At 59.5% G+C, this 14,063-nt stretch carries 8 protein-coding genes; 1 reads left to right on the forward strand and 7 read right to left on the reverse strand.

Translation table 11 applies throughout. The features are described from left to right. Window positions 1-121: 121 nt before the first annotated feature. From lpdA to pdhR, 4 genes are all read right to left on the reverse strand, one after another. A complete protein-coding gene (lpdA, locus tag N6G83_RS18385) occupies window positions 122-1,546 on the reverse strand; it encodes a dihydrolipoyl dehydrogenase (protein WP_004937500.1) in 1,425 nt (474 codons plus the stop codon). 233 nt (window positions 1,547-1,779) lie between these two features. Then, complete coding sequence (gene aceF, locus N6G83_RS18390) at window positions 1,780-3,663, reverse strand: pyruvate dehydrogenase complex dihydrolipoyllysine-residue acetyltransferase (RefSeq protein WP_197832261.1); 1,884 nt, start codon at window positions 3,661-3,663, stop codon at window positions 1,780-1,782. A gap of 13 nt (window positions 3,664-3,676) precedes the next feature. Further along, window positions 3,677-6,340 carry a pyruvate dehydrogenase (acetyl-transferring), homodimeric type gene (gene aceE, locus N6G83_RS18395; protein ID WP_025304233.1) on the reverse strand — a complete coding sequence of 888 codons (2,664 nt, stop codon included), beginning with the start codon at window positions 6,338-6,340 and terminating at the stop codon, window positions 3,677-3,679. Between the two features lie 165 nt (window positions 6,341-6,505). After that, window positions 6,506-7,270, reverse strand: coding sequence for a pyruvate dehydrogenase complex transcriptional repressor PdhR (gene pdhR / locus N6G83_RS18400; RefSeq protein ID WP_004937490.1), 765 nt, complete (start codon window positions 7,268-7,270; stop codon window positions 6,506-6,508). A gap of 631 nt (window positions 7,271-7,901) precedes the next feature. Here pdhR and N6G83_RS18405 point away from each other — a divergent pair. Then, window positions 7,902-9,278 (forward strand): amino acid permease, encoded by a 1,377-nt coding sequence (locus N6G83_RS18405; protein ID WP_025304234.1) that lies wholly within the window; start codon window positions 7,902-7,904, stop codon window positions 9,276-9,278. Window positions 9,279-9,341: 63 nt separating this feature from the next. Here N6G83_RS18405 and N6G83_RS18410 read toward each other — a convergent pair whose 3' ends face one another. The 3 genes from N6G83_RS18410 to N6G83_RS18420 are packed head-to-tail and all read right to left on the reverse strand — an operon-like array spanning window position 9,342 to window position 13,914. Then, window positions 9,342-10,577 (reverse strand): cytochrome c, encoded by a 1,236-nt coding sequence (locus tag N6G83_RS18410; RefSeq protein WP_043141315.1) that lies wholly within the window; start codon window positions 10,575-10,577, stop codon window positions 9,342-9,344. Then, window positions 10,574-11,128, reverse strand: coding sequence for a (2Fe-2S)-binding protein (locus N6G83_RS18415; RefSeq protein WP_025304236.1), 555 nt, complete (start codon window positions 11,126-11,128; stop codon window positions 10,574-10,576). The genes N6G83_RS18410 and N6G83_RS18415 overlap by 4 nt, the downstream gene beginning before the upstream one ends. After that, the gene (locus tag N6G83_RS18420; RefSeq protein WP_169541171.1) at window positions 11,125-13,914 is read right to left on the reverse strand and encodes a xanthine dehydrogenase family protein molybdopterin-binding subunit; all 2,790 of its coding nucleotides are present in this window, start codon (window positions 13,912-13,914) and stop codon (window positions 11,125-11,127) included. The genes N6G83_RS18415 and N6G83_RS18420 overlap by 4 nt, the downstream gene beginning before the upstream one ends. Window positions 13,915-14,063 lie beyond the last annotated feature (149 nt).

Here is a 14,063-nt window from a genome sequence, read left to right on the forward strand (position 1 = left end):
GGATATAAGCATGAGGATCGGAATTTGGCGCAGCGGCCACAAAAAACCGCGTTCTGCATCTGAGCAAAAAAAAAACGGCCCCTTCTCAGGAGCCGCTTGTTAACCGGTCAAACCAGCAGAATTACTTCTTCTTGGCTTTCGGGTTAGGCAGGTCGGTGATGCTGCCTTCGTAGATTTCCGCCGCCAGGCCCACGGATTCGTGCAGGGTCGGGTGAGCGTGGATGGTCAGCGCGATGTCTTCCGCGTCGCAGCCCATCTCGATAGCCAGACCGATTTCACCCAGCAGTTCACCGCCGTTGGTGCCGACAATCGCGCCACCGATGATGCGGTGAGTTTCTTTGTCGAAGATCAGTTTGGTCATGCCGTCTGCACAGTCGGAAGCGATCGCACGGCCGGAAGCCGCCCACGGGAAGGTGGAGGTTTCGTAGCTGATGCCTTTCTCTTTCGCTTCTTTCTCGGTCAGACCCACCCATGCCACTTCCGGCTCGGTGTAAGCGATGGATGGGATCACTTTCGGATCGAAGTAGTGCTTCATGCCGGCGATAACTTCTGCGGCAACGTGGCCTTCGTGCACGCCTTTGTGCGCCAGCATCGGCTGACCGACGATGTCGCCGATAGCGAAGATGTGCGGCACGTTGGTACGCAGCTGTTTGTCGACGTTGATGAAGCCACGCTCGTCAACTTCAACACCGGCTTTGCCAGCATCCAGCAGTTTGCCGTTCGGCACGCGGCCGATCGCCACCAGCACCGCGTCGTAACGCTGTGGTTCTGCCGGCGCTTTTTTACCTTCCATCGTGACGTAGATGCCGTCTTCTTTGGCTTCTACCGCGGTCACTTTGGTTTCCAGCATCAGGTTGAACTGCTTGCTGATACGCTTGGTGAAGACTTTCACCACGTCTTTATCTGCCGCCGGGATAACCTGATCGAACATTTCAACGACGTCGATCTGTGAACCCAGTGCATGGTATACGGTGCCCATTTCCAGGCCGATGATGCCGCCGCCCATAACCAGCAGACGCTCTGGGACGGTTTTCAGCTCCAGCGCATCGGTGGAATCCCACACGCGTGGATCTTCATGAGGAATGAATGGCAGTTGGATCGGACGAGAACCTGCAGCGATGATGGCGTTGTCGAAGTTGATGGTGGTTGGGCCGTTTTCGCCTTCCACAACCAGGGTGTTAGCGCCGGTGAACTTGCCCAAGCCGTTGACCACTTTCACTTTACGGCCTTTCGCCATGCCAGCCAGACCGCCGGTCAGCTGAGTGATGACTTTTTCTTTCCAGACGCGCACTTTGTCGATGTCGGTTTTCGGCTCGCCGAAAACGATGCCGTGTTCGGCCAGCGCTTTGGCTTCTTCGATCACTTTGGCAACGTGCAGCAGTGCTTTGGAAGGGATACATCCCACGTTCAGGCAAACCCCGCCCAGAGTGGAATAACGTTCAACCAGAACGGTTTCAAGACCTAAGTCAGCGCAACGAAAGGCTGCAGAGTAACCTGCCGGGCCCGCCCCAAGTACCACGACCTGAGTTTTAATTTCAGTACTCATCATGACCTCTTAATTGATTGTCCGGCGGGTCAGACGTCATTTTTATTGCTAATCGATCTCATAACGCCCTTCATCCACCGGGACGCTTACACCGCGAGCAGTTTACAGAATTGTTAATAATCTGCAAAGCGTGTTCGAGTGACCCGTGTCTCAACAATTTTGTCGAGTTGTGCAAAATCCGACAAAACTGCTACAGAATCATCAGGGGCGCAGCATGCTGCGCCCCTTTTGCATTACATCACCAGACGGCGAATGTCGGACAACATGTTGTTGATGATGGTGATGAAGCGCGCACCATCGGCACCGTCGATAACGCGGTGGTCGAAGGACAGCGACATCGGCATCATCAGGCGCGGCATGAACTCTTTACCGTTCCAGACCGGCTCCATCGCAGACTTGGAGACGCCCAGGATAGCCACTTCCGGCGCGTTGACGATCGGCGCGAAGTGGGTCGTCCCGATGCCACCCAGGCTGGAGATGGTGAAGCAGCCGCCCTGCATCTCGCCCGCGGTCAGCTTGCCGTCGCGCGCTTTCTTGGAGATGGCCATCAGTTCGCGAGACAGCTCGGTGATGCTCTTCTTGTTCACGTCCTTGAACACCGGAACCACCAGGCCGTTCGGGGTATCTACCGCCACGCCGATGTTGATGTATTTCTTCAGCGTCAGCTTCTGGCCATCTTCGGACAGCGAGCTGTTGAAGCGCGGCATCTGCTCCAGAGCGGCAGCAACGGCTTTCATGATGAACACGACAGGCGTGAACTTCACGTCCAGCTTGCGCTTGGCCGCTTCTTCGTTCTGTTGCTTGCGGAACGCTTCCAGATCGGTGATGTCGGTTTTGTCGAAGTGAGTCACGTGCGGGATCATCACCCAGTTGCGGCTCAGGTTCGCGCCAGAGATCTTCTGGATGCGGCCCATTTCGACTTCTTCGATCTCGCCGAACTTGCTGAAGTCCACTTTCGGCCATGGCAACATGCCTGGCAGACCGCCGCCAGCAGCAGCCGGAGCTGCTTCAGCGCGTTTCACCGCGTCTTTCACGTAAGTCTGAACGTCTTCGCGCAGGATGCGGCCTTTACGACCGGTGCCTTTCACTTTCGCCAGGTTAACGCCGAATTCACGCGCCAGACGACGAATGACCGGGGTCGCGTGCACGTATGCCGCGTTCTCGGCGAACTCGCCTTTGTCGTCAGCTTTCGCAGCCGGAGCGGCGGCTTTAGCGGCGGCCGGCGCCGGCGCAGCGTCCGCTTTAGCGGCTGGAGCGGCGGCAGCGGCAGGCGCAGCGCCTTCCACTTCGAACACCATGATCAGAGAGCCGGTTTTCACTTTGTCGCCGGTCGCGATCTTGATCTCTTTCACGGTACCCGCGAACGGAGCAGGCACTTCCATGGAGGCCTTGTCGCCTTCCACGGTGATCAGAGACTGCTCGGCGGCAACCTTGTCGCCCACCTTAACCATCACCTCGGTCACTTCGACTTCGTCACCGCCGATATCCGGCACGGCGACGTCTTTGGCCGCAGAGGCCGCAGGCGCTGCAGCGGCGGCAGGGGCTTGCGCCGCAGCCGGGGCCGCAGCAGAAGCGGCGCCGGCCACTTCGAACACCATGATCAGGGAACCGGTTTTCACTTTGTCGCCGGTCGCGATCTTGATCTCTTTCACGGTGCCTGCGAACGGCGCAGGGACTTCCATGGAAGCCTTGTCGCCTTCCACGGTGATCAGGGACTGCTCGGCTTCCACCTTGTCGCCCACTTTCACCAGGATCTCGGTCACTTCGACTTCGTCGGCGCCGATGTCCGGCACAGCAACGTCTTTGGCCGCAGCGGCAGCCGGGGCAGCTGCTGCTGCCGCCGGTTTTTCTTCCGCTTTCGCCGCCGGTGCAGCTTCCGCTGCGCCTGCCGCTTCGAAGATCATGATCAGTTTGCCGGTTTCGGTTTTATCGCCGACCGCCACTTTAATCTCTTTCACCACGCCCGCCTGAGGGGATGGCACTTCCATGGAAGCCTTGTCGCCTTCCACGGTGATCAGCGATTGTTCCGCTTCAACTTTATCGCCGACCTTCACCAGAATCTCGGTGATTTCGACTTCATCTGCACCGATGTCCGGTACGTTGATTTCGATAGACATTATTCAGTACCTCTTAGGCCAGACGCGGGTTAACTTTTTCCGGGTTGATGTCGAATTTCTTGATTGCATCAGCAACCACAGAAGCTTCGATCTCACCGCGTTTAGCCAGTTCACCCAGAGCAGCAACCACCACGTAAGATGCATCGACTTCGAAGTGGTGACGCAGGTTTTCGCGGCTGTCCGAACGACCGAAGCCGTCGGTGCCCAGTACGCGATAATCGCTGGCCGGCACATAAGTACGAACCTGTTCAGCGAACAGTTTCATGTAGTCGGTAGACGCTACCGCTGGCGCGTCGCTCATCACCTGAGCGATGTAAGGCACGCGTGGCGTTTCGGTTGGGTGCAGCATGTTCCAACGCTCGCAATCCTGGCCGTCACGCGCCAGTTCGGTGAACGAGGTCACGCTGTAGGTGTCGGAACCCACGCCGTAGTCCTTCGCCAGGATCTGCGCAGCTTCGCGCACGTGGCGCAGGATAGCGCCGGAGCCCAGCAGCTGTACCTTGCCTTTGCTGCCTTCCAGCGTTTCCAGCTTGTAGATACCCTTGCGGATACCTTCTTCCGCACCCTGCGGCATCGCAGGCATGTGGTAGTTTTCGTTCAGCGTGGTCAGGTAGTAGTACACGTTTTCTGGGTTGTCGCCATACATGCGCACCAGACCGTCGTGCATGATCACCGCCACTTCGTACGCGTAAGCCGGATCGTAAGAGATGCAGTTAGGGATGGTCAGAGACTGAATGTGGCTGTGGCCATCTTCGTGCTGCAGACCTTCGCCGTTCAGGGTAGTACGGCCCGAGGTCCCGCCGATCAGGAAGCCACGCGCCTGTTGGTCGCCCGCTGCCCAGCACAGGTCGCCGATACGTTGGAAACCGAACATCGAGTAGTAGATGTAGAACGGAATCATCGGCAGATCGTTGGTGCTGTAGGAAGTCGCTGCGGCCAGCCAGGAAGAGGCTGCGCCCAGTTCGTTGATGCCTTCCTGCAGGATTTGACCTTTCTCGTCTTCTTTGTAGTAAGCAACCTGCTCACGGTCCTGCGGGGTGTACTGCTGGCCGTTCGGGCTGTAGATACCGATCTGACGGAACAGACCTTCCATACCGAAAGTACGCGCTTCGTCGGCGATGATTGGCACCAGGCGATCTTTGATCGACTTGTTCTTCAGCATCACGTTCAGGGCACGCACGAAGGCGATAGTGGTGGAGATCTCTTTGTTCTGCTCTTCCAACAGCGAGCTGAAATCTTCCAGCGCCGGCATTTCCAGCTTCTGGGTGAACTCCGGCAGACGGGTTGGCACGTAGCCTTTCAGCGCCTGGCGACGTTCGTGCAGGTATTTGTATTCTTCGGACTCTTTCTCGAAGGTGATGTACGGCAGTTTTTCGATGTCAGCATCGGCAACCGGCACATTGAAACGATCGCGGAAGTGGTGAACCCCTTCCATGTTCATTTTCTTCACCTGGTGAGCGATGTTTTTACCTTCCGCGGTTTCACCCATGCCGTAACCTTTGATGGTGTGGGCCAGGATAACGGTCGGTTTGCCTTTGGTGTCCTGCGCTTTTTTCAGTGCAGCGAAGATTTTCTTCGGATCGTGACCACCACGGTTCAGCGCCCAGATTTCGTCGTCGGTCATGTCTTTGACCAGCGCCGCGGTTTCCGGGTAACGGCCGAAGAAGTGCTCGCGCACGTAAGCGCCGTCTTTGGATTTGAAGGTCTGGTAGTCGCCGTCCAGGGTCTCGTTCATCAGCTGAACCAGTTTACCGCTGGTGTCTTTGCGCAGCAGCTCGTCCCAACGGCCGCCCCAGATCACTTTCAGCACCTGCCAGCCTGCGCCGGAGAAGATGCCTTCCAGTTCGTTGATGATCTTGCCGTTACCGGTGACCGGGCCGTCCAGGCGCTGCAGGTTGCAGTTGATGACGAACACCAGGTTGTCCAGCTTCTCGCGAGTCGCGATGGTGATGGCGCCTTTGGATTCCGGCTCATCCATCTCACCGTCGCCCAGGAAGGCGTAAACGGTCTGCTCAGAGGTGTCTTTCAGGCCGCGGTGTTCCAGGTATTTCAGGAACTTCGCCTGATAGATGGCGCTGATTGGGCCCAGGCCCATGGATACGGTCGGGAACTGCCAGAATTCCGGCATCAGCTTAGGATGCGGGTAAGAGGACAGGCCGTTGCCGTGCACTTCCTGACGGAAGTTGTTCATCTGTTCTTCGGTCAGGCGGCCTTCAAGGAAGGCACGCGCGTAAACGCCCGGAGAGATGTGGCCCTGGAAGTACACCAGGTCGCCGCCGTCTTTCTCGTTGCGTGCGCGGAAGAAGTGGTTAAAGCAGACTTCATAGAAGGTCGCGGAAGACTGGAAGGAAGCCATGTGGCCGCCCAGCTCCAGGTCTTTTTTGGATGCGCGCAGAACGGTCATGATCGCGTTCCAACGGATCGCAGAGCGAATGCGGCGTTCCAGATCCAGGTTGCCTGGGTAGGCCGGTTCGTCTTCTACCGCGATGGTGTTGACGTAGTTGTGCGCTGCAGCACCGGCCGCAACGTTAACGCCGCCTTTGCGGGCTTCTCCCAATACCTGATCAATCAGAAACTGAGCTCGCTCAACACCCTCTTCACGGATGACCGATTCGATCGCCTGCAGCCAGTCGCGGGTTTCGATCGGATCCACGTCATTGTTTAAACGTTCTGACATGGTGGTATTCCTTATCTGTCTAATGGTTTGTTTGGAGCCTGTCTTCCTGTGCTCTGTGCAAAAACACACGAAGACAGGCCCATCAGTTTAGTTGCCGCTTAAGTACTTAACTAAGTACCTCGAACTTAACCCCCGCAGGCTGGTGTACCCTGAAGAGGACAGCTCTTAATCCTTGCGTTGCTGGAGACGCCGTAGCGATCTCTCGCGCCGAGTATGCTCCCGGCTGAGATCCAGCAAGATTTCCTCGATAAACGCCAAGTGGCGATGCGAGGCTTCACGGGCCTTTTCCGGCTCGCGTGCCACAATCGCCTCAAAAATTCCGGCGCGGTGGCTGCTCACTTTTGCCAACATCTCACGGCGCGAGTAGAGCAATTCAAAGTTCTGACGCACGTTCTGTTCCAGCATCGGCCCCATGCAGCGTAGCAGGTGAAGTAACACAACGTTGTGAGCGGCTTCAGTCACGGCGATTTGATACTGCATGACCGCATCGGCCTCGGCGTCGAGATCGCCGCTGTCTTGAGCCTGTTGAATCACGATGTGGCAATCGCGGATGCGCGCCAGATCTTCATCGGTGCCGCGCAGCGCCGCGTAATAGGCGGCAATGCCTTCCAGCGCGTGACGGGTTTCCAGCAGATCGAACTGTGATTCGGGATGGTCGGCCAGCAGCTCGGCCAGCGGATCGCTGAAGCTCTGCCACAGATTAGTTTGCACGAAGGTGCCGCCGCCCTGACGGCGCAGGAGCAGCCCTTTCGCTTCAAGGCGCTGAATGGCCTCTCTCAGAGAAGGACGGGAGACATCAAATTGTTTCGCCAGCTCGCGCTCCGGAGGCAATTTTTCGCCTGGGCGCAGTGTCCCCTCGAGGATCAGGTATTCGAGCTGTTGCTCGATAACATCTGACAACTTGGGTTGGCGGATTTTGCTGTAGGCCATGAGTGAATTCTTCTCTGCGAATGGCGCGGAGTCAATTGGTAATACCAATTTCAAAAACGTGACGGTAAAGTAACAAAGTATTCACCTCCTGTCCATACGGGCCTTGATCGAAATCAGGTTACCCGCACATTTTAACACCCCGCTGAAAACCCCGCTGCAAACCGGTAACGCCGTGATGGTATTACCATTTACGCGGCGGGTTGGGGATTTAACTTTTACCAAACCTTACGCAAGGCAGAGTGCAAACTTTTTGCCCGAGTTTTATTGCATGGTTATGACGCTTTAATGAATGGCTATTTGGCGAGCAGCGCAACGGCGGTTCGTTCATTATTTGAACGCACCCCACCGTTCAGATCTACGTTATTTTTGCGCATTATGTGATTTGTTGCTTATTTCATGCACTGAATCCCCCCCGCCGTCACACAACCCGCATTTTGTTTCCTAAACTGCTGCAATCTTAATCACTCACACGACAAAGCAGGTGCAAACCGACGCGCATAACATTATTCTCTGCCAAACGGTAGCGGCGCCGTGGAATTAATAGCTATAACGCCGTAAATAAAACAAAACACACATCGTAACCACTGCTTTACAGGCAGGTGGGCATTCACAACGACAGAGGGTTAGATTGATGGATGGTCAACAGCAGGGTGACCAGCTGAAACGCGGCCTGAAAAACCGCCATATTCAGCTCATCGCCTTAGGTGGCGCAATCGGTACCGGGTTATTTCTCGGTATCGCTCAAACAATAAAAATGGCCGGCCCGTCAGTGCTTCTCGGCTACGCCATCGGCGGCTTCATCGCGTTTCTGATCATGCGCCAGCTGGGGGAAATGGTGGTGGAAGAGCCGGTCGCCGGTTCCTTCAGCCACTTCGCCTACAAATACTGGGGCAACTTCGCCGGCTTCGCCTCCGGCTGGAACTACTGGGTGCTGTATGTCCTGGTGGCGATGGCGGAGCTGACCGCGGTCGGCATCTACGTGCAGTACTGGTGGCCGGAGATCCCGACCTGGGTCTCCGCCGCGGTATTCTTCCTGGCGATCAACGCCATCAACCTCGCCAACGTTAAAGTTTACGGCGAGATGGAGTTCTGGTTCGCCATCATCAAGGTGGTGGCGATTATCGGCATGATCGTGTTCGGCGCCTACCTGCTGTTCAGCGGCATGGGCGGCCCGGAAGCCACCGTCACCAACCTGTGGGCGCAGGGCGGGTTCTTCCCGAACGGCGTCATGGGCCTGGTGATGGCGATGGCGGTGATCATGTTCTCCTTCGGCGGCCTCGAACTGGTTGGCATCACCGCCGCCGAAGCCGACAACCCGCAAAAGAGCATTCCGAAAGCCACCAATCAGGTGATCTACCGCATCCTGATCTTCTATATCGGTTCGCTGGCCATTCTGCTGTCGCTGTACCCGTGGGGCAAAGTGGTCGAAGGCGGCAGCCCGTTCGTACTGATCTTCCACGCGCTGAACAGCAACCTGGTGGCGACCGTGCTAAACGTCGTGGTGCTCACCGCCGCGCTGTCGGTGTACAACAGCTGCGTCTACTGCAACAGCCGCATGCTGTACGGTCTGGCGCAGCAGGGCAACGGCCCGAAAAGCCTGCTGAAGGTCGACGGCCGCGGCGTGCCGGTGGTGGCCATCGGCATCTCCGCCCTCGCCACCGCGCTGTGCGTGCTGATTAACTACCTGATCCCGGGCCGTGCCTTCGAACTGCTGATGGCGTTGGTGGTGTCGGCGCTGGTGATCAACTGGGCGATGATCAGCCTGGCGCACCTGAAGTTCCGCGCCGCTAAAAACCGCGAAGGCGTGGTGCCGAAGTTCAAAGCGTTCTGGTACCCGTTCAGCAACTACCTGTGCCTGCTGTTCATGGCCGGCATCCTGGTGATCATGTACCTGACGCCGGGCATTCAAATCTCGGTGCTGCTGATCCCGGTATGGGTGGCGATCCTGGCCGTCGGTTACGCCATCAAACAGCGCAGCCAACGCGTCGACGGCGTCACCAGCCGTTGAATCCCGTGACCGCGCAATAAAATGGCCCGCAGATGCGGGCCATTTTTTTCGTCTGAACGCCGCTTACTTGCGCAGCGCTTTCACCTGCTCGGCGGTGACGTCCGCCGGCAAACCGCCCCAGGTCACCCGCAGGTAATTTACCAGTTCCGCCACGTCGGCATCGCTCAGACGCTCGCCGAAGCCCGGCATGCTCTGCATGCTTTCACCGTTCGGGAACTGCTGGGCCGGCAGGCCGTCCAGCACCGACACGATCAGGTTCTGGCCGTCCGCCTGGCGCAGCGTGGCGTTATCGCGCATCGCCGGTGCGACGTGCGGTTTGCCTTCGCCTTCGCGCGCATGACAGCCGGCACACTGATCCAGATAGGTCATGCGCCCGGCATCGCTGCCCTGCCCCATTTTCACCGGCACCGCCGCTGGCGGCTGCTCGCCCATCAGATACAGCGCCAGCGCCTGATGGTCTTCTGGCGTCAAATGACGGGTGCTGAGATCCACCACCATATGCATCTCACTGAAGGCCGAACCCTGCGGCGCGAGGCCGGTGCCAAGGAAGCGGCTGACGTCCTGCGGTGTCCAGCCGCGCTGCGCCAGGCCGTGCGGCGTAATGTCCGGCGCCATGAAGCGGCCGAGATCGCCGCCCTGCATCGGCTTGCCGAGATCCATCTGCCCCAGCGCGCCGCGCGGCGTGTGGCATTCGCCACAGTGGCCCAGCACGTCGGCTAGATAGCGGCCGCGCTGCCATTGCGACGAGCTGCCCTGCGAGCTGGCCGGCAGCGGATCCTGGCTGCGGAACAGCAGGTTCCAGCCGATCAGCGCCATGCGCTGGTTGAACGGGAACGGCATCTCGTTGGCCGGAATGGCCACGTCCACCGCCGGGCGCGTCATCAGGTAAGCGTAGATGTCATCGGCGTCCTGACGCGACATGCCCTTGTACGAGGTGTAAGGCATCGCCGGGTACAGGTGCCGTCCGCCCGGCGCCACGCCCTGCGTCAGCGCCAGGAAGAAGTCGTCCTTGCTCCAGCGCCCGATGCCGTGGTCGGCCGACGGCGTCAGGTTGCTGCCGTAAATCGTGCCGAACGGCGTGTCCAGCGGATAGCCGCCGGCCAACGGCGCCCCGCCGCTGGCGGTATGGCAGGCGGCGCAGTCGGCGGCCTGCGCCAGATAGCGGCCGCGCGCGATCTGTTCGGCGCTGGCGGTCACCTGCTGCACCGGGCCGTCGTAACGGCGGTTTTCCCGCCACCACAGCAGCGCAATCACCACGATCGCCACCAGCACAATCAACACTGCGAGACGTTTTTTCATTGCGCCGTCTCCTTCAGCAGGCCCGGCGTTTTCAGCACCACGTCGCGCACCGCTTCGTAGTAGCGCACGTAGCCGGTGCAGCGGCAGATGTGGCTGTCCAGCGCCTGCTCGATGGCGTTTTCCAGCTGTTCGCGGGCGATAGGTTCACGCTTGAGCTTTTCCACGAAAATGGTGGCGGCGTTGACGAAGCCCGGCGTGCAGTAGCCGCACTGGAAGCTGTAGTGCTCCAGAAACGCCTGCTGGATCGGCGACAGTTCAACCACCTCGCCCTGCTCGTCCACCTTGGCATGGCCTTCGACGGTACGCACTTTCTTGCCGTTGAAGAAATGCGCGCCGGTGATGCAGGTGCGCACCTCTTCGCTAGTGCCGCTCGGGTGATCGACGATCGCCACGCAGGCGTGGCAAATGCCCTGCCCGCAGCCGAGGCGCGAACCGGTCAGGTCAAGGTACTCGTGCAGGAAATCGATCATCATCAAGCCTTCCGGCACCTCGATCGGGCCGTACTGCTTTTCGTTGATGGTCAGGGAAATCGGCTGGGTTTTAATGCTCATTGTAATACCTCACGAATATTTTCTGCACGAACGGGCAAATCACGGAAACGGTGGCCGGTGGCGTCGGCGATGGCGTTGACCAGCGCGGCCACGATCGGGATCATCACCACCTCCGCCATGCCTTTCGGCGGATCGGTTTCCGACAGCGCCGGCAGGATGTCGCCGCTCTGCTTCCACACCGCCACGTCGCTAGCGCGCGGCAGGTGGTAACGGTTGAAGTTCCAGGTGCCGTTGCCCGGGCCGTCTTCGTACAGTGGTAAATATTCGTGCAGCGCATGGCCGATCCCCATCGCCAGCCCGCCCTGCAGTTGGCCGGAAACCAGTTCTGGCACGATCAGGTTGCCGCACTCCATGATCGAGTGGTGATTCAGCAATTCCACCTGGCCGGTGGCGATATCCACCGCCACTTCCGCCAGCGTGCCAACGGCACTGTAGTAGGTCACCGCCGCATTGTTGCGCTGGGTCGGCGGATAATAGACCTGCCCGCGCGCCAGCGGTTTGAATTCGCCGCTGGCGTTGCGCAGCGCCATGCCGTCGACCGGCAGGCGCTCGCTTTTGCCGTTCAACGTGAAATCGGCCTCCGCCCACTGCCAGCGGTTGAACACGTGCACCGCCGCGCCGGTGACGCCGCCCATCTGATAAGCCGTCTTGGCCAGCAGCTCGAGGCTCAGCACCGACATGCCCGCCGCCGTCAGGCCGCCTTCGACCCAACGCGCATCTTCGCGCCGCACCACCAGCGGCGCCGCCTGGCCGCCGCCGATACCGGCCTGCCACAGCGCCATCGCCGCCGGCCACAGGCCGTGATCGAAGATCAGGCGCGCCGCTTCGCGGGTGCTGTGCGAGAAGTAATAGGCCGAATTGCTGGCGCTCGACGGCGAACAGTAGCTCGGCGTCCAGTTGGGGTTGGTTTGCAGCTTGTCCTGCTCTTCTTGCGACATCAGGTAAGGATCGCCGCTGGTGACCATCGGCAGTACCGACCAGTCGGTGACCGAGAAGTGCGCTTCGTCGGCCGGTTTGCCCAGCCACTGCGCGCACAGTACCGACTGCGAGGTCGACATGCCGGTGCCCATCTCCGCGCCGCTGTGATGCAGGGTGATGCGCCCGTCTTCGCTCAGCTCCACCCGGGCGAACGAGGTTTCCGCCCCGGTGCCGAAGTCTTTCTGCACGCAGCCGAAGCCAACGCCATAGCGCTTGCCGGGATAGCGGCTCTCAAACTCGGCCTTGCGTTCGGCGCGCTTGAGCCACATCTCATGCTTCGCCGCCTTCACCAGCACTTCATCGGCGCGGATCGCACCGGCCGGGATCGCCCCTTGGGTGTTTTTCATGCCGGATTTCAGCACGTTGCGCAGGCGGAACTCGATCGGGTCGATCTTCAGCTCGGCGGCCAGCTCATCCACCATCATCTCGGTGGCGGCCATGCTCTGCAGCGTGCCGTAACCGCGCGCCGATCCGGCGTCGATGGCGCGTGAGGCCAGCCCGACCGACGACAGATCGCTTTTCGGGAAGTAGTAAATCGACTGGGCGGCGGTCGCGCCAACCATCACCACCGAAGGGGTAAAGTTGCTGCGGCCGCCGCCGTCCGCCGTCATGTCACCGAGGAACGACTGCATAACGCCGGTCTGGCGATTCACCGCGATGCGATAGTTCATGTCGAACGCGTGGCGCTTCAGCGCCGTCTGGAACTGCTCGAAGCGGTCATTGGCCAGGCGCACCGGGTGGCCGTCGCCGTACATCGCCGCCACTGCGCCGTAATAGGGGAAGTTGTAGTGATCTTTCGAGCCGTAGCCCACGGTGTAGCACGGGTGCAGGATCAGCTGTTTCACCGGCGGGTTGCGCTTGGCCAACATGCGCGGCATCTCGTCGGCCACTTCCTGCGGCGACTGGGTCGGCACCACCAGATGCAGGGTTTGCGTCTGCGCGTCGAACCAGCCGTTGGCGTTGTCCGGCTCCAGCGCCGAGGTATCGATCGACTGCGTGGTGTAGCGGCGTGACATCACCAGCCAGTCGGCCGGCGGGTTGGCCATCTCGTCGGCGATCTGGCCCGCATAGCGCATGCCTTCCTGATCCAGCTTGCCGCCCTCGCGCCCTTCCGGCCACACCGGCAGGTGCTTTTTCATCGATACCGGGAAGATTGGCGTGTCCTTCAGGCTGGAGAAGCGGTCATCGTCAAACGGCTGTTCTCCCCCCACCCGCACATAGCGGAAACTGCCCCAGGGATCGCGCTCGAGCGGGCCGGTGACCGCGCCGTATTTGATGGTTTCTTCGCGGAATTTCAGCTTGTCCTTGGCAAAGCGGAATCGGGCGAAGTCGTGATAGATCAGGATCGCCACCGCCTGGCCGAGGTAGGCCGGGGTTTTGCCGCTCGGCAGCAGCATGTCGTCACCGTAGAACGCCGGGAAGGCCAGGCCATCGCGCGCCAGATCTTCCGCCGTCACCAGGCGATCCGGCTGCAGGTCGTCCCCCAACAGCGACAGATCGACCCCTTCGAACAGCCGGTCGGCTTTGGTGACGCGCAGAATGAAGGCGTGCGCCTGTTTCTGCGGCCAGTGCGGCATGTCCACCGCGCGGATATCGCGCGCGAACACCTTCTGCCCCATGACCTTGGCGCGGCCATCGATGCGGAAACGGACGCGTTTGGTCTGCGGATCCCAGTTGGGCGACTGGAGGATTTTTTGCTCGAACAGCGCGGCGTAGGCGCGGCTGTACAGGGGGGCGAGATACACAGACACCCCCGCAATCACGGCGCTTTTGATAAAGCGGCGGCGCGACGGGTTGAAATTGCTCATAAATAAGTCCTTCACGTCTTTCTTGTAATTGGTTTTTGTTCGCGGTGTTGTTGCGCAAACGCTGACGACCTTGCCGTAGACGTCATAAGCATATGCTTATAACTAAAATTATGTGATGATTAACAGGCTGTTTTCAACAAAAAAACATT

The organism is Serratia sp. PL7 (genome assembly GCF_945957435.1).

What these genes read in the sequence shown, in the direction of transcription:
- lpdA (WP_004937500.1), bottom strand. Translation starts at nt 1,546, where the DNA reads ATGAGTACTGAAATTAAAACTCAGGTCGTGGTACTTGGGGCGGGCCCG.
- aceF (WP_197832261.1), bottom strand. Translation starts at nt 3,663, where the DNA reads ATGTCTATCGAAATCAACGTACCGGACATCGGTGCAGATGAAGTCGAA.
- aceE (WP_025304233.1), bottom strand. Translation starts at nt 6,340, where the DNA reads ATGTCAGAACGTTTAAACAATGACGTGGATCCGATCGAAACCCGCGAC.
- pdhR (WP_004937490.1), bottom strand. Translation starts at nt 7,270, where the DNA reads ATGGCCTACAGCAAAATCCGCCAACCCAAGTTGTCAGATGTTATCGAG.
- N6G83_RS18405 (WP_025304234.1), top strand. Translation starts at nt 7,902, where the DNA reads ATGGATGGTCAACAGCAGGGTGACCAGCTGAAACGCGGCCTGAAAAAC.
- N6G83_RS18410 (WP_043141315.1), bottom strand. Translation starts at nt 10,577, where the DNA reads ATGAAAAAACGTCTCGCAGTGTTGATTGTGCTGGTGGCGATCGTGGTG.
- N6G83_RS18415 (WP_025304236.1), bottom strand. Translation starts at nt 11,128, where the DNA reads ATGAGCATTAAAACCCAGCCGATTTCCCTGACCATCAACGAAAAGCAG.
- N6G83_RS18420 (WP_169541171.1), bottom strand. Translation starts at nt 13,914, where the DNA reads ATGAGCAATTTCAACCCGTCGCGCCGCCGCTTTATCAAAAGCGCCGTG.